The sequence below is a fragment of the Microbacterium neungamense genome, assembly GCF_024971095.1.
GTDB lineage: Bacteria > Actinomycetota > Actinomycetes > Actinomycetales > Microbacteriaceae > Microbacterium > Microbacterium neungamense.
The window spans coordinates 1,649,628-1,664,933 of sequence record NZ_CP069717.1 but is presented as its reverse complement, the minus strand read 5'-3'; the positions used below and the strand labels follow the sequence as shown (position 1 = coordinate 1,664,933).

At 70.9% G+C, this 15,306-nt stretch carries 10 protein-coding genes and 1 pseudogene; 8 read left to right on the top strand and 3 right to left on the bottom strand.

Annotated features, from left to right (window positions below):
• Positions 1-21 precede the first annotated feature (21 nt).
• The 3 genes from JSY13_RS07990 (at position 22) to JSY13_RS07980 (ending at position 1,856) form a co-directional block, all read left to right on the top strand.
• Entirely contained in the window at positions 22-507 is a 486-nt protein-coding gene (locus tag JSY13_RS07990) for an FHA domain-containing protein (RefSeq protein WP_259606197.1), read from the top strand.
• A complete protein-coding gene (gene ftsR / locus JSY13_RS07985) occupies positions 507-1,196 on the top strand; it encodes a transcriptional regulator FtsR (protein WP_259606196.1) in 690 nt (229 codons plus the stop codon). The genes JSY13_RS07990 and ftsR overlap by 1 nt, the downstream gene beginning before the upstream one ends.
• Before the next feature lie 114 nt (positions 1,197-1,310).
• Complete coding sequence (locus JSY13_RS07980) at positions 1,311-1,856, top strand: MerR family transcriptional regulator (RefSeq protein WP_259606195.1); 546 nt, start codon at positions 1,311-1,313, stop codon at positions 1,854-1,856.
• A 27-nt stretch (positions 1,857-1,883) separates the two neighbouring features.
• Here JSY13_RS07980 and JSY13_RS07975 read toward each other — a convergent pair.
• Positions 1,884-2,695: pseudogene (locus JSY13_RS07975) on the bottom strand (ParA family protein).
• 90 nt (positions 2,696-2,785) lie between these two features.
• On the opposite strand from JSY13_RS07975, the gene JSY13_RS07970 reads away from it, so the two are divergent.
• From JSY13_RS07970 to def, 3 genes are read left to right on the top strand one after another with little or no spacing between them, the layout of a single operon-like run.
• Positions 2,786-6,193, top strand: a complete 3,408-nt coding sequence (locus JSY13_RS07970) for a pyruvate carboxylase (RefSeq protein WP_259606194.1) — start codon at positions 2,786-2,788, stop codon at positions 6,191-6,193.
• 42 nt (positions 6,194-6,235) lie between these two features.
• Positions 6,236-8,446 carry a MinD/ParA family ATP-binding protein gene (locus tag JSY13_RS12545; protein WP_349773846.1) on the top strand — a complete coding sequence of 737 codons (2,211 nt, stop codon included), beginning with the start codon at positions 6,236-6,238 and terminating at the stop codon, positions 8,444-8,446.
• On the top strand, positions 8,443-8,934 hold the full coding sequence (gene def, locus JSY13_RS07960) for a peptide deformylase (RefSeq protein ID WP_259606193.1): 492 nt from the start codon (positions 8,443-8,445) through the stop codon (positions 8,932-8,934). Before JSY13_RS12545 ends, def begins: the two co-directional genes overlap by 4 nt.
• A gap of 78 nt (positions 8,935-9,012) precedes the next feature.
• Here def and JSY13_RS07955 read toward each other — a convergent pair whose 3' ends face one another.
• Positions 9,013-10,839, bottom strand: a complete 1,827-nt coding sequence (locus JSY13_RS07955) for an AMP-dependent synthetase/ligase (RefSeq protein WP_259606192.1) — start codon at positions 10,837-10,839, stop codon at positions 9,013-9,015.
• 116 nt (positions 10,840-10,955) lie between these two features.
• Here JSY13_RS07955 and JSY13_RS07950 point away from each other — a divergent pair, with 116 nt between their 5' ends.
• Together JSY13_RS07950 and JSY13_RS07945 are read left to right on the top strand one after the other, a co-directional pair.
• Positions 10,956-11,654, top strand: a complete 699-nt coding sequence (locus JSY13_RS07950) for a lysophospholipid acyltransferase family protein (protein WP_259608163.1) — start codon at positions 10,956-10,958, stop codon at positions 11,652-11,654.
• 62 nt (positions 11,655-11,716) lie between these two features.
• Entirely contained in the window at positions 11,717-13,054 is a 1,338-nt protein-coding gene (locus JSY13_RS07945) for a class II 3-deoxy-7-phosphoheptulonate synthase (protein WP_259606191.1), read from the top strand.
• A 226-nt stretch (positions 13,055-13,280) separates the two neighbouring features.
• On the opposite strand, the gene pknB is transcribed toward JSY13_RS07945, so the two are convergent.
• Positions 13,281-15,233, bottom strand: a complete 1,953-nt coding sequence (gene pknB, locus JSY13_RS07940) for a Stk1 family PASTA domain-containing Ser/Thr kinase (RefSeq protein ID WP_259606190.1) — start codon at positions 15,231-15,233, stop codon at positions 13,281-13,283.
• Between the last annotated feature and the right edge of the window lie 73 nt (positions 15,234-15,306).

Here is a 15,306-nt window from a genome sequence, read left to right as displayed (position 1 = left end):
TGGGGATCGAGGAGGGAACCCGTGACAGAGAGCGACAGCCCGATCGGCGCCGATGGCGCGATCCACCGCAGCGGCGAGCAGCGGCACGACGTGACGCAGACATTCGGCCACGACTCCGATCTGTCCTTCGTGCCCTTCGGCGTGGAGTTGACGGATGCCGAGCAGGCCGCGATCGCCGCTCTGCCCTCGGGCTCCGCACTGCTGCTGGTCCGCTCCGGCGCCCTCGCCGGCGCGCGGTACCTCCTCGACACCGACGTCACGACGGTCGGCCGCCACCCGGAGGCGGACATCTTCTTCGACGACGTGACGGTGTCGCGTCGTCACGCCGAGATCACCCGCTCCGGCACCGCGTTCGAGATCATCGACCAGCGGTCGCTGAACGGCACCTACGTCAACGGGGAGCGCGTCGACCGCAGCAGCCTGGCCAACGGCTACGAGCTGCGGATCGGGAAGTTCCGACTGAACTTCTTCGCCTCGCCGGTCGACCTCGCGGCGGCGAACGCCTGATGGCGGCAGTGCGTGCGGCCCGGGAGCGCTCCGCGCCCACGGGCCTCCTGAGCATCGGCCAGGTCCTGGCGCGGCTGACGCCGGAGTTCCCGCAGCTCACCTCGAGCAAGCTGCGGTTCCTGGAGGTCCAGGGGATCGTCACGCCGTCGCGCACCGAGTCCGGGTACCGCAAGTTCTCGCCGTCGGATGTCGAACGGCTGCGCACCGCGCTCATCCTGCAGCGCGACCACTACCTGCCGCTGAGCGTGATCCGCGAGCAGCTCGACGAGGCCGAGGCGCGCGGGACCGCCTGGAGCGACGTCGTGCCGCGCTCGATCGCGCCCGCGGCGCGACGCTACCGCCGGGACGAGCTGCTGTCCGCGACCGGCGCGGCCCCGCAGCTGCTGAACGAGGCGGTCACGGCCGGGCTCATCCCGGCCGCGGAGACCTACCCCGAGCAGGCCGCGACGCTGCTGCGAGAGCTGGTGGCGCTCGGCCGGCACGGCATCGAGCCCCGGCACCTGCGCGCGCTGCGCCAGTCCGCCGAGCGTGAGGTCGCCCTGATCGAGTCGGCCCTCTCCTCGCTGCTGCGCCGCACCGACGCCGCATCCCGCGGCAGGGCCGGCGAGCTCGCCCCGGAGCTGGCGGCCCGGATCGGCGAGGTGCGGGCGCTGCTGGTGAAGCAGGCGCTCGCCCGCGTGGTGTCGTGACCGGCGCGGTTTCGTAACGAACTGGTTGCGACACACCTTCGCCCGATCACGGATGTCGTTGCCGCTGCGGGGGTGCTGCTTTAGCGTTGAGGTAACCGTTCAAGGAGGACAGAGATGAATGCGGATGAGCTCTCCGGCGACCCGCGGTTCGTGACCGAGCTCCTCTTCACGGACGGGCTTCCGGCCATGGATGACGAGGTCGGCTACCGCGGTGCGGTGGCCGCTCGCGCCGCCGGCATCACCTACCGTCAGCTGGACTATTGGGCGCGCACGGAGCTCGTCGAGCCCACGGTGCGCGGCGCCAGCGGCTCGGGTTCGCAGCGCCTCTACGGGTTCCGCGACATCCTCGTGCTGAAGCTCGTCAAGCGCCTCCTCGACACCGGCATCTCGCTGCAGCAGATCCGCACCGCCGTGGAGCAGCTGCGCGCCGCCGGCATCCGTGATCTCGCCGGCACCACGCTGATGAGTGACGGCGCCTCGGTGTACCTGTGCACCTCGAACGACGAGGTCATCGACCTCGTCAGCCGCGGTCAGGGCGTGTTCGGCATCGCGGTGGGCAAGGTGCTCCGCGAAGTCGAGTCCACGCTCGTCGAGTTCGACCCGACCGCGCCGGATCCCGTCGACGAGCTCGCCGCTCGTCGCGCGAAGCGCACCGCCTGACGGACCGGCCGACAGTCGACAACCCGGTCAGGCCTGCGGCCCGGCCTCCGGAACCGGCACCCGGCCGGTGCGGATGATGCGGTTCAGCAGCTGATCGAAGTCCGCCGCCAGCTCCTGCGCGGAATCGCCCGGCCAGATGTGCAGCGGCTTCGCGGCGCCCTGCGCCTGCTGCAGCGAGGTGCGCTCGGGCAGCTGCGGGGCGAGCACCAGCGGACCGAACATGTCGCGCAGCTCCTTGATCCGGAACTGGTGCTCGATCGACTGCGGGCGCACCCGGTTCACCACGATGCCCAGGGGCTGCAGGCGGGGGAGAGGCCGCGGCGGATCTCCTCGATCGCGCGCAGCGCGCGGTCGGCCGCGGCGACGGAGAACAGCCCCGGCTCGGTGACGACCATGACGCGGTCGCTGGCCGCCCAGGCGGTGCGGGTGAGCGCGTTCAGCGAGGGCGCGCAGTCGATGAGGACGAGGTCGTACTCGGACTCGACGGTGGCCAGCGCCTCCTCCAGCTTCCACACGTCGCGGACGCTCGGGTGCGGGCCGTCGAAGTTGATCGCGGATGGGCTGCCGATGAGCACGTCGATGGTCCCCGGATGCACCTTCGCCCAGCCGCTGGTGGTGATCGCCTGACGGACGACCTTCTCCTTCGGGTTGGCCAGGACGTCGGCGACGTTGAGGCGCCCGGCGATCTGGATGTCCATGCCCGTGGAGACGTCCGACTGCGGGTCGAGGTCCACGACGAGGGTTCGGATGCCGCGGGCGAAGGCGGCGGAGGCCAGACCGAGGGTCACGGTGGTCTTCCCGACGCCTCCCTTCAGGGAGCTGACGCTGAGTACGTGCACGGACACCACGTTACCGTGCCCTAGTCTGGACACACACTCAGCCCCGGCCCCTGTGCGCGCACCGCGTACATCGAGCAGACAGAGGTGTGCATGTTCCAGAAGATCCTGGTGGCCAACCGCGGCGAGATCGCGATCCGGGCATTCCGAGCGGCATTCGAGGTGGGGGCGCGCACAGTCGCGGTGTTCCCCTACGAGGACCGAGGCTCCCTGCACCGGCTCAAGGCCGATGAGGCTTACGAGATCGGGGAGCGCGGGCATCCGGTCCAGGCCTACCTGGACGTGGACGAGATCGTCCGCGTCGCCCTCGAGGCGGGCGCCGACGCGATCTACCCGGGCTACGGGTTCCTGTCCGAGAACCCCGAACTCGCCGAGAAGGCGGCCGCGAACGGCATCGCGTTCATCGGCCCGCCCGCGCGCGTGCTGGAGATGGCGGGCAACAAGGTGGCAGCCAAGGCGCACGCCATCCGGGCGGGTGTCCCGGTGCTGCGGTCCACCGAGGCCTCGAGCGACGTCGAGGAGCTGGTCGCGCAGGCCGACGAGATCGGCTTCCCGCTGTTCGCGAAGGCGGTCGCCGGCGGCGGCGGCCGCGGCATGCGGCGCGTGGAGACGAAGGGGGAGCTCGCTCCTGCCCTCGCCGAGGCGATGCGCGAGGCGGATGCCGCGTTCGGCGACCCGCGGATGTTCCTCGAGCAGGCGGTGCTGCGCCCGCGTCACGTCGAGGTGCAGATCCTCGCCGACGGGCACGGGCACATCGTGCACCTCTTCGAGCGCGACTGCTCGGTGCAGCGGCGGCACCAGAAGGTGATCGAGATCGCGCCGGCGCCGAACCTCGACGACGGCATCCGTCAGGCGCTGCACCGCCACGCCGTGGCGTTCGCCGAGTCGATCGGCTACCAGAACGCCGGCACCGTGGAGTTCCTGCTCGAGACAGCCGGTCCCCGTGCCGGCGAGGTGGTCTTCATCGAGATGAACCCGCGCATCCAGGTGGAGCACACCGTCACCGAGGAGGTCACCGACGTCGACCTCGTGCGGGCCCAGATGCAGATCGCGGCGGGCGCGACCCTGGCCGAGCTGGGACTGGAGCAGGAGGACATCCACCTGCGCGGCGCGGCGCTGCAATGCCGGATCACCACCGAGGACCCGACGCGGGGGTTCCGCCCGGACACCGGCAAGATCACCACCTACCGGTCGCCCGGTGGCGCGGGCATCCGTCTCGACGGCGGCACCACCGCCGCCGGCGCCCAGGTCAGCCCGTACTTCGATTCGATGCTGTCGAAGCTCACCTGCCGTGGCCGCACCTTCGAGAGCGCCGTCTCGCGCGCCCGCCGCGCCCTCGCCGAGTTCCGCATCCGCGGCGTCTCCACCAACATCCCGTTCCTCCAGGGCGTGCTCGAGGACCCGGCCTTCCTCGCCGGGGACCTCTCCACCTCGTTCATCGACGAGCGCCCCCAGCTGCTGCGCAGCCGCCCCTCGAAGGACCGCGGCACGAAGATCCTGCGCTGGCTGGTGGACACCACGGTGAACAAGCCGCATGGCGAGAACCCGCTGGCCGCCCCGCCGGCGTCGAAGCTGCCCCCGATCGACGTGCGGGAGCCGGCGCCGGCGGGCTCGCGGCAGCGGCTGCAGCAGCTCGGACCGGCCGGGTTCGCCGCCGACCTGCGCGCGCAGACCGCGCTGGCGGTCACCGAGACGACGTTCCGCGACGCGCACCAGTCCCTGCTGGCGACGCGCGTGCGCACCAAGGACCTCGTCGCCGTCGCGCCCTACGTGGCCCGGATGACCCCGCAGCTGCTGTCGGTGGAGGCGTGGGGCGGTGCCACCTACGACGTGGCCCTTCGCTTCCTCGCCGAGGACCCGTGGGACCGGCTGGCCGCGCTGCGCGAGGCGCTGCCGAACATCAACATCCAGATGCTGCTGCGCGGTCGGAACACGGTCGGGTACACGCCGTACCCGACCGAGGTGACCGACGCGTTCGTCGCGGAGGCCGCGGCCACCGGCGTGGACATCTTCCGCATCTTCGACGCGCTGAACGACGTCTCGCAGATGCGCCCCGCGATCGACGCCGTCCTCGCCACCGGCACCGCTGTCGCCGAAGCCGCCCTCTGCTACACCGGGGACCTGCTCAATCCCGCGGAGGATCTGTACACCCTCGACTACTACCTGCGCCTGGCCGAGCAGATCGTGGACGCCGGTGCGCACGTCATCGCCATCAAGGACATGGCAGGCCTGCTGCGACCCGCCGCCGCGGCGAAGCTCGTGCGCGCGCTGCGGGAGCGGTTCGACCAGCCGGTGCACGTGCACACGCACGACACCGCCGGCGGACAGCTCGCGACGCTGCTCGCCGCGAGCGACGCGGGGGCGGATGCCGTGGACGCGGCGTCCGCGCCGATGGCGGGAACGACGAGTCAGCCGCCGCTGTCGGCCCTGGTCGCGGCCCTCGCGCACACCGAGCGCGACACCGGGATCGACCTGCAGGCCGCCGCAGACCTCGAGCCGTACTGGGAGGCGACCCGCCACCTCTACCGTCCGTTCGAGTCGGGGCTGCCCGGCCCCACCGGCCGGGTCTACCACCACGAGATCCCGGGCGGTCAGCTGTCCAACCTGCGGCAGCAGGCGATCGCGCTCGGTCTGGCCGACGACTTCGAGCTCATCGAGGACATGTACGCCGCGGCGAACCGCATCCTCGGCAGGGTGCCGAAGGTGACGCCGTCCTCGAAGGTGGTCGGCGACCTCGCCCTGCATCTCGCGGCGGTGAAGGCCGACCCGGACGACTTCGAGCGCAACCCCGAGCGCTACGACATCCCGGATTCGGTGGTCGGGTTCATGGCGGGGGAGCTCGGCGACCTGCCGGGCGGATGGCCGGAGCCGTTCCGCAGCAAGGTGCTCGCCGGGCGCTCGGTGAAGCCCGCGATCACGCCGATCACCGACGAGCAGGCGGCCGCGCTGTCCGGCTCGTCCGAGGAGCGCCGGGGGATGCTCAACGAGCTGCTGTTCCCCGGTCCCACCCGGATCTTCCGCCAGAACCGGGACGAGTACGGCGACCTGTCCGTGCTGGACACGGCCGACTACCTGTACGGGCTGGTGCCGGGTGCCGAGCACGTGGTGGAGATCGAGCGCGGCGTCCGCCTGTACGTCGGCCTGGAGGCGATCGGCGAGGCCGACCCGAAGGGCATGCGCACGGTGATGACCACCCTGAACGGGCAGCTGCGCCCGGTGGCGGTGCGCGACCGCTCGATCGCGGTCGAGGTGCACGAGGCGGAGAAGGCCGACACGTCGAAGCCGGGTCAGGTCGCCGCGCCGTTCTCCGGTGCGGTGACGCTCAAGGTAGAGGAGGGCACCGAGGTGCGGGCCGGGGAGCCGGTCGCCTCCATCGAGGCGATGAAGATGGAGGCCGCGATCACGGCCCCCGTCGACGGCGTCGTCGAGCGGCTCGCGATCGCGTCGACCCAGCAGGTGGAGGCGGGGGATCTTTTGGTCGTCATCCGCCCGTCGCACTAACCTTGTGCGGGCGAGAAGCTCGCACAAGCTTGGAGTGAAACAGTGACGCCGAAGAAGACCGACGAGCCGGAGGCCGACGACGAACTGGGTGTCCTCGACGAGACCCCATCCATCGACACCACCAGCCTCGGCATCCTCGGCGGCACGGCGCAGGTGAGCGTCAGCCTGCCCGCGGAGGAGGACGACGACCTCGTGGACGACGGCGTCGTCGACGGCGAGATCCCCACCGACCTCATCATCGACACCTCCGCGGTCGCGGACCCGGACACGATCGCGCGCATCCAGCAGGAGACGCCCGAGATCGTGATCGAACTCCCGGCAGGTGCGGACGAGGCGGCAACGGATGCCGGGTCCGCGCCGGTCGACGAGGACGAAGCCGAGGTCGAAACCGAGGTCGAGGTCGAAACCGAGGCCGAAGTCGAAACCGAGGTCGAGGTCGAAACCGAGGCCGAGGTCGAAACCGAGGCCGAAGTCCAAGCCGTCAAGGCTGAAGCCGTCGATCCCGAGGACGCTGCGGCGGAGGGCGCCGGTCCTGCGGCCCGGTCCGCGGACGACGCGCCCACGGATGCCGAAGACGGTCGTCTCGAGGTCGCGCACGACGCCGCGGACGCCGAGGGCGCCGAGGTCGAGGACGAGGACGAGGGCGCCGGGCTCGAAGACGAGGACGCCGAGGTCGAGGACGCCGAGGTCGAGGACGCCGAGGTCGAGGACGTCGAGGTCGAGGACGAGGGCGCCGGGCTCGAGGCCGAGGCTGCCGAGGACGCGGACCTCGAGGACGACGCTGCCGAAGACGCGGACCTCGAGGGCGACGGCGCCGAGCTCGAGGCTCAGGGTGCCGAGGACGCGGAGCCGGAGGAGGAAGGCGCCGAGCTCGAGGAGGAGGACGTCGAGGTCGAGGACGCCGGGTTCGCGGGCGACGAGGTGGAGCTGCGGGAACGCGCGGACGAGGACGTCGACGACGTGGCCGAGTTCGACGACGCGGATCTCGAAGACGCCGAGGACGCCGACATCGACACCGCCGGCGCGCCGGCAGCCGGCATCCGCTCCGTCCCATCGCCGGCCGCCGCATCTCTGTCCGCGACGCCTGACGAGCGGCACACCGCCGAGCGGCAGACCATCGCCGACGGGCTCGCCGCGGCGAGAGCCGCCGTCGCGGCGGCCGCGGCCCGCAGGCCCGGCACCCCGACCCAGGAGGAGCGACCCGTGGACACCGACGATCGTCCGAATGCGCCGCGCGCGGCATCCGAAGTCCCCGCGCGCGAGGTGACGCTCACGGCCAAGCGTCTCGAGGACCTCGGCGATACCTCGCGGGAGAGCGCCGACCTGCTCACCGCCGACCGCCTGCTCGATCCGCACCGCGTGGCGAAGCCCGAACCCGAGGGACCCTGGAGCCGCCTGCTCTACACCCTCTCCGGCCGGCGCATCAACATCGGCGACGGCAAGCGCGTCAAGGCCCGCAAGGAGCTCACCGCCCGCATCGCGGCGCCGCTGACCGGAACCGCCCGCTTCGTGCCCGTGCTCTCGCGCAAGGGCGGCGTCGGCAAGACCACGGTCACCGCCCTGCTCGGCATGGCGCTCGCCGACGCCCGCGACGACCGGGTGGTCGCCATCGACGCGAACCCCGACCGCGGCACGCTCGCCGAGCGCGTCGTCGGAACGCACCACGGCAGTTCGGTGCGCGACGTGGTCCGCATCCAGGACGACATCCGCGGCTTCCACGACATCTCCGCGATCGTCGCGCGCGACGAGACGCGCCTCGACGTGATCGCCTCGGACACCGACCCGCACGTCTCCGAGGCGTTCGGCGATGCCGACTACCGTGACGTCGCCGCCGTCGCCGCGCAGTACTACTCGCTCGTGATCACCGATTCCGGCACCGGCATCGTGCACTCCGTGATGGGCGCGATGCTCGACCTCGCCGACCAGCTCGTGATCGTGTCCGGGCTCAGCGTGGACGAGGCGCGGCTGGCGTCCGAGACGCTCACCTGGCTCGAGACCAACGGGCGCACCGAGCTCGCCCGGCAGGCGATCGTCGTGCTCAATCAGTCCACGCCCGGATCCCCGCTGGTGCGGCTGAACGAGCTGGAGACGCACTTCGCCACCCGCGCGAAGCACGTCGTCAGGATCCCCTACGACCCGCAGATCGCCGGCGGGGGAGCGATCGACTTCCAGAGCCTGCAGCCGGAGACCCGGCGTGCGGCTCGTGAGCTCGCGGCCCGCCTGGTCGAGGGCCTGCGGGAGGCGGCGCGATGACGGTCCGCGAGATCCGCCTGTATGGCGACCCCGTCCTGCGCACCGTGTGCGCGCCGATCGAGGAGATCGACGAGGGCGTGCGCGCTCTCATCGCCGATCTGCTCGACACCGTCGCGGTGCCCGGGCGCGCGGGCGTCGCTGCCAACCAGATCGGGGTGGCGCAGCGGGCGTTCAGCTACAACATCGACGGCGACATCGGGTACGTGATCAACCCGGTCCTCACCGAGGTGCGCGGCGAGCCGGTGCCGACCGGGGAGGGATGCCTCTCGGTCCCCGGGCTCTGGCACGACACGCCGCGGCATCCGTGGGCGCGGGTCGAGGGCATCGATCTGGACGGGAATCCGGTCGTGCTCGAGGGGGAGGGGCTGCTGGCCCAGGCCCTGCAGCACGAGACCGACCATCTCGATGGCACGGTGTACCTGTCCCGCCTCCAGGGGGAGACGCGCCGGCTGGCGATGCGCCAGGTGCGCGAGAGCGACTGGTTCTGACACGGGCACCCGGTCGTCGAACGGGTGTAGCGCTCATCCGTCTCGCGGGCGCAGCCCCACCTGGTCGTTGAGCGAGCGTCAGCCGAGGGAGACGTTGGTGGTCTGCACCGGCTCGTCGTAGATGCGGTCGATCTCGTCGGCGAAGTCGCTGAGGATCACGTTCCGCTTGATCGACATCTTCGGGGTGAGGTGTCCGCTGGCCTCGGTCCATTCGATCGGCAGGATGGTGAACTTCCGGATCGACTCCGCGCGCGAGACGGCCTTGTTCGCGTGGTCCACGGCTCGCTGCACCTCGGCCCGCACGGTCTCGTTCTTCGCGGCCTCGGCGAGCGGCATGTCTGCCGGCAGCCCGTTGTTAGCCAGCCAGGTCGGCAGCATCTCCGGGTCGAGGGTGATCAGCGCGGAGATGAACGGGCGCTGGTCGCCGACGACCACGACCTGGCCGACGATGGGGTTGGAGCGGATCGGGTCCTCCAGCGCGGCCGGGGCGACGTTCTTGCCGCCGGCGGTGACGATGATCTCCTTCTTCCGCCCGGTGATGGTGAGGAACCCTTCGGTGTCGATGCTGCCGATGTCGCCGGTGCGGAACCAGCCGTCGTGGAAGGCGGCCTCGGTGGCCTCCGGGTTCTTCCAGTACTCCTTGAAGACGTTGATGCCGCGCACCTCGATCTCGCCGTCCTCGGCGAGACGGATGCCGACGCCCGGCAGCGCCGGGCCGACCGTGCCGATCTTCGACTTGTCGGCGAGGTTGACGGTGGCCGGCGCCGTGGTCTCGGTGAGGCCGTAGCCCTCGAGGATCACCACGCCGAGGCTGTGGAAGAAGTGACCGAGCCGCGGTCCGAGGGGAGCCGAGCCCGACACCGCGTACACGACGTTGCCGCCCATCGCGTGGCGCAGCTTGGCGTACACGAGCTTGTCGAACAGGGCGAACTTCAGCTTCAGGCCGAGGGGGATCTTCTTCCCCTCCTCGCGCAGCTGGGAGTGCTCCACCGCGACGGCGGCCGCGGCGCGGAAGATCTTGCCCTTGCCGGCCGCCTCGGCCTTCTGCTCCGCGGAGTTGTACACCTTCTCGAACACGCGCGGGACGGCGAGCAGGAACGTCGGTTTGAAGCTGCCGAGCGCCGGGAGCAGCTGCTTGGTGTCGGGCTGGTGCCCGGTGCGCACGCCGGCGTGCACGTTGAGGATCGAGATGAAGCGGGCGAACACGTGCGCGGTGGTGATGAACAGCAGCGTCGAGGCGCCCGGCGTCGCCACGACGGCGTCCAGAGCCTTGGCGGCGTTGCGGGTCAGCTCCACGAAGTTGCTGTGCGTGAGCACACACCCCTTGGGGCGCCCGGTCGAGCCGGACGTGTAGATGAGCGTCGCGATGTCCGAACCGACGGCGAGGCTGCGGCGCCGCTCGATCTCGGCATCCTCCACCTCCGCTCCGCGTGCGGTGAGGGTGTCGATCATGCCGAGGTGCAGCTGCCACACCTCGCGGATCAGGGGGAGGTCGCCGCGCACCTCGTCCACCCGCGCGTAGTGGTCGGCGGACTCGACGATGAGGCCGACCGCACCGGAGTCCTCGAGGATCCACTGGATCTGCGCCGGGGAGCTGGTCTCGTAGATCGGGACCATGACCGCGCCGGCGTAGAACAGCGCGAAGTCGACCAGCGTCCACTCGTAGGTGGTGCGGGCGAGGAAGCCGATCTTGTCGCCGGGCTGCACGCCGGCCGCGACGAATCCCTTCGCCAGGGCGACCACGGCGGTGCGGAAGTCCGCGGCGCTGATGTCGCGCCAGCCGTCGCCCTCCGGCACGGCGAACAGGGCACGGTCCGGCGTGGACTCGACGCGCTTCTCGAGCAGATCGGTGATGTTGGCCTCGGGGTCGGCAGGGACGATCGCGGGGACTTCGAACTGGACCACGGCAGCTCCTTCGGTACCGGACGGGCGGCTATGCACTGAGTCTAGGCCATGGGATTCAGTCGCACAGAATGTGGAACTGGGTCGCGCAGGCATCCGCGGCGCTAGACTGCAAGGCGATGTTCTACTGGCTGATGAAGTACATCGTGCTCGGGCCCCTGATCAAGGCGGTCTTCCGCCCCTGGATCGTGGGTCGTGAGAACGTGCCCGCGACCGGGGCCGCCATCCTTGCCAGCAATCATCTGTCCTTCTCGGACTCGATCTTCCTTCCGCTCATGATCGATCGCCCGATGTCGTTCCTCGCGAAGAGCGACTACTTCACCGGCCGCGGACTGAAGGGCTGGGCGACCCGCTTCTTCATGAAGGCGACGGGCCAGCTGCCCATCGACCGCTCCGGCGGCAAGGCATCCGAGGCCTCTCTCAACACCGGCCTGCAGGTCCTGGGCCGCGGCCACCTGCTCGGGATCTACCCGGAGGGGACGCGCAGCCCGGACGGCAAGCTGTACCGCGGACGCACCGGCATCGCACGCATGGCGCTGGAGGCGCACGTGCCGGTGATCCCGGTGATCATGGTCGACACCGACACGGCGATGCCGATCGGGCAGCGCATCCCGAAGGTGATGCGCGTCGGCGTGGTGATCGGGGAGCCGCTCGACTTCTCGCGCTACGCCGGCATGGAGAACGACCGGTACATCCTCCGCTCGGTCACCGACGAGATCATGGTGGCGCTGCAGCGCCTCGGCGCGCAGGAGTACGAGGACGTGTACGCGTCGACGGTGAAGGATCGCCTCCCGGTGCGCGCGGGCAGGCGCCGCTGAGCCGCCTCCGAACGGGCGTCACAGCGCGATCGGCACCTCCGGACCCGCACTAAGCTGAGAGGATGCTTCCCTCGCACCCTGACCTCGACGCGTGGCGATCCCTCCCCATCAAGCAGCAGCCCCAGTGGCCCGACGCCGAGCGCGTCTCCGAGATCTCCGCGCAGATCGCGGCGCTGCCCCCGCTGGTGTTCGCCGGTGAGGTGGACCACCTCCGCGACCGGCTGGCCCGCGCGGCATCAGGGAAGGCGTTCCTGCTGCAGGGCGGCGACTGCGCCGAGACCTTCGCCGGCGCCACCGCCGACCAGATCCGCAACCGCATCAAGACGGTGCTGCAGATGGCGGTCGTGCTCACCTACGGCGCCTCGATGCCCGTGGTGAAGATGGGGCGCATGGCCGGGCAGTTCGCCAAGCCGCGCTCCAGCGCCACCGAGACCCGCGGCGACGTCACGCTGCCGGCCTACCGCGGCGACATCGTCAACGGCTACGACTTCACCGAGCAGTCCCGGCAGGCCGACCCTTCGCGCCTGCTGCAGGGCTACCACACCGCGGCATCCACCCTGAACCTCATCCGCGCGTTCACCCAGGGCGGCTTCGCCGACCTCCGCGAGGTGCACTCGTGGAACAAGGGCTTCGCGCAGAACCCGGCCAACCAGCGCTACGAGCGCATGGCCGCCGAGATCGACCGCGCCATCCAGTTCATGGAGGCCGCGGGCGCCGACTTCGACGAGCTCAAGCGCGTCGAGTTCTACACCGGGCACGAGGGTCTGCTGATGGACTACGAGCGCCCGATGACCCGGATCGACTCGCGCACCAACACGCCCTACAACACCTCCGCGCACTTCCTCTGGATCGGGGAGCGCACGCGCGACCTCGACGGTGCGCACGTGGACTACTTCTCCCGCATCCGGAACCCGATCGGGGTCAAGCTGGGCCCGACCACCACGCCGGAGACCGCGCTCGCCCTCATCGACAAGCTCGATCCCGAGCGCGAGCCCGGCCGGCTCACCTTCATCACCCGCATGGGCGCCGGCAAGATCCGCGACGCGCTGCCGCCGCTGCTCGAGGCCGTGAAGGACTCGGGTGCCAACCCGCTGTGGGTCACCGACCCGATGCACGGCAACGGCATCACCACGCCGACGGGGTACAAGACCCGGCGGTTCGACGATGTCATCGACGAGGTGCGCGGCTTCTTCGAGGCCCACCGCGCCGTGGGCACGTACCCGGGCGGCATCCACGTCGAGCTCACCGGTGACGACGTCACCGAGTGTCTGGGCGGCTCCGAGCAGATCGACGAGGCCGGCCTGGCGACGCGCTACGAGAGCCTGTGCGACCCGCGCCTGAACCACATGCAGAGCCTCGAGCTCGCCTTCCTCGTCGCGGAGGAGCTCGAGAAGCGCTAGGTAGTCCCCTTCCGGTCGTTGAGCGAGCACCGCCGGAGGCGGAGCGAGACGAAACGCACTGTTGCGCCGGTCGGTCGGTGACCGGTCGTGGGGTGCGGATGCTTTGACGCGCTCAGCATCCGGGGCGGGGCGTTTCGTCTCGGTCGCGCTGCGCGCGTCCTCGCTCAACGACCGGAAGCGTGGCATCCGTTCGGGGGGCGTTTCGTCTCGGTCGCGCTGTGCTGGGTCAGCCGCTGAGCTGGATGGTCAGCTTCACGGTGCCGCCGCGGGGGAGGGAGGCATCCGAGCCCGGGTCCTGCGCGGTGACCTGGGCGAGATCGGCGAATCCAGGCAGGTCGCCCCAGGCGGCGTAGGTCGCCGTGAAGCCGTGCTCCTCGAGCTCGGCCTTCGCCTGCGCGAGCGTCTGACCGGTCACGTCGGGCACCGGGAAGAGCTCCGGGCCCTTGGACACGATGAGGGTCACCGTGTCGCCGAGACGCCAGTTGCCCTCCTCGGCGCGGTCCGCGACGCCGATCACGATGCCCTTGTCGAGCTCGTCGCTGAAGGCGTACTGCGGCTCCGACGATACCTGCAGATCGTGCTCGGTGAGCGTGCGCGTCGCCTCCTCCACCGACATCCCGGACACATCGGGGAACGCGCCCACCGAGACGTACAGCTCCACGCTGTCGGCCTCGAACAGGTCGCACCCCTCGCCGCATCCGTACGCCTCCCCGCCCGCGCGCGGCGTGACGAACGCGTTGATCACGGTGTCGCGGTCCGCGCGCGAGAACATCCGCAGCGACTCCTCGGCCACGGTGACGTTCAGGCTCGCCAGGTACTCCCGCGCCTCCGTCTCGGTCTTCCCGTTCAGCGGCTCGACGGTGTGCGCGGCAGGTCCGGCCGAGACCACCACCGTGACCTCCGCGCCCTGGTCGAGGCGCTCCCCCTCGCCGGGCTGCGAGCGGATCGCGATCCCGGCCGGCACCTCGACGGAGTTCTCCTCCGCGCGCGCCGGGATGAACCCGTCCTCCTCCAGCGCGGCCGCCGCCTCCTCGTAGGTCATCCCGGCGACCGCCGGAACCGCCACCAGCGATCCCGGCCCGGAGCCGAACCACCAGCCCACGCCGCCGGCGAGCACCGCCAGCAGCAGCACGAGCGAGAGCAGGAACGCACCGCGCGCCCGGCGCCGTGCGGTGCGCCGGCGCAGCAGCGTGGCGTTGTCCGCGTCGGCGAGAGGTGCCTCGCCGGTCTGCCGCCCGATCACCGCCGTGGCCCCGGGGAGCACGGTGGTGACCGCGCCCGAGTCGAGACCGCCGCCGCCGTGCGCCGTGGTGGTCGTCACCACCGGCGTCACGCCGATCTCGCGCTCGATCTCGCGCAGCCGGTCGAGCATCTCCTGCGCATCCGAGGGGCGCTCGTCGGGGGACTTCTCGGTCGCCCACAGCACGAGCTCGTCGAGGGCCTCCGGCACCCCGGGATTGCGGATGCTGGGGCGCGGCACCTGCTCGGTGGCGTGCTGGAACGCGATCTGCATGGGCTGCTCGCCCTTGTACGGCTGCTCCCCGACGAGCATCTCGTACAGCATGATGCCCAGCGCGTAGATGTCGCTGCGGGCATCCGCCGTGCCGCGGGTGACGAGCTCGGGCGCGAGGTACGCGATCGTGCCGAGCAGCTGCTGACCGGTGGCGGTGTTCGCCGTGGTCGCGCGGGCGAGCCCGAAGTCGCCGATCTTGATGCGGCCGTCCTCGGCAAGCAGCACGTTCTCCGGCTTCACGTCGCGGTGCACGATGCCGGCGCGGTGCGCGGCGGCGAGCCCGGCCAGCACGGCGTCCATGATCGTGATGGTCTGCGTGACCGTGAGACGCTTCTGCTCCTTGAGCAGTTCGCGCAGCGTGATGCCGGGCAGGTACTCCATCACCAGGTACGCGAGCTCGCCGTCCTGACCCTGGTCGAAGACGTTCACGACGTGCGGGTCGGCGAGGCGGGCCGCGGCGCGGGCCTCCTGGATGAACCGGCTTTGGAACGCCGAGTCATCGCTGAGGTGCGCGTGCATGACCTTCAGGGCGATGCGGCGCTCGAGACGCATGTCGGTGGCGACATACACGGTGGCCATGCCGCCGCGGGCGATGCGCGCTCGCACCCGGTAACGGCCGTCGACAAGCCGCCCGATGAGGGGGTCGGCCTGCTGATTGGTCGTCACAGGGAGAGTCTATGAACAAGCGCCTGTGAGCCCCGGCAACGGCTCACCGCTGCAAGGTTTCGATCCGGTGACG

Coding starts and splice junctions, on each gene's coding strand:
- ftsR (WP_259606196.1), top strand. CDS start 507: ATGGCGGCAGTGCGTGCGGCCCGGGAGCGCTCCGCGCCCACGGGCCTC.
- JSY13_RS07980 (WP_259606195.1), top strand. CDS start 1,311: ATGAATGCGGATGAGCTCTCCGGCGACCCGCGGTTCGTGACCGAGCTC.
- JSY13_RS07970 (WP_259606194.1), top strand. CDS start 2,786: ATGTTCCAGAAGATCCTGGTGGCCAACCGCGGCGAGATCGCGATCCGG.
- def (WP_259606193.1), top strand. CDS start 8,443: ATGACGGTCCGCGAGATCCGCCTGTATGGCGACCCCGTCCTGCGCACC.
- JSY13_RS07950 (WP_259608163.1), top strand. CDS start 10,956: ATGTTCTACTGGCTGATGAAGTACATCGTGCTCGGGCCCCTGATCAAG.
- JSY13_RS07945 (WP_259606191.1), top strand. CDS start 11,717: ATGCTTCCCTCGCACCCTGACCTCGACGCGTGGCGATCCCTCCCCATC.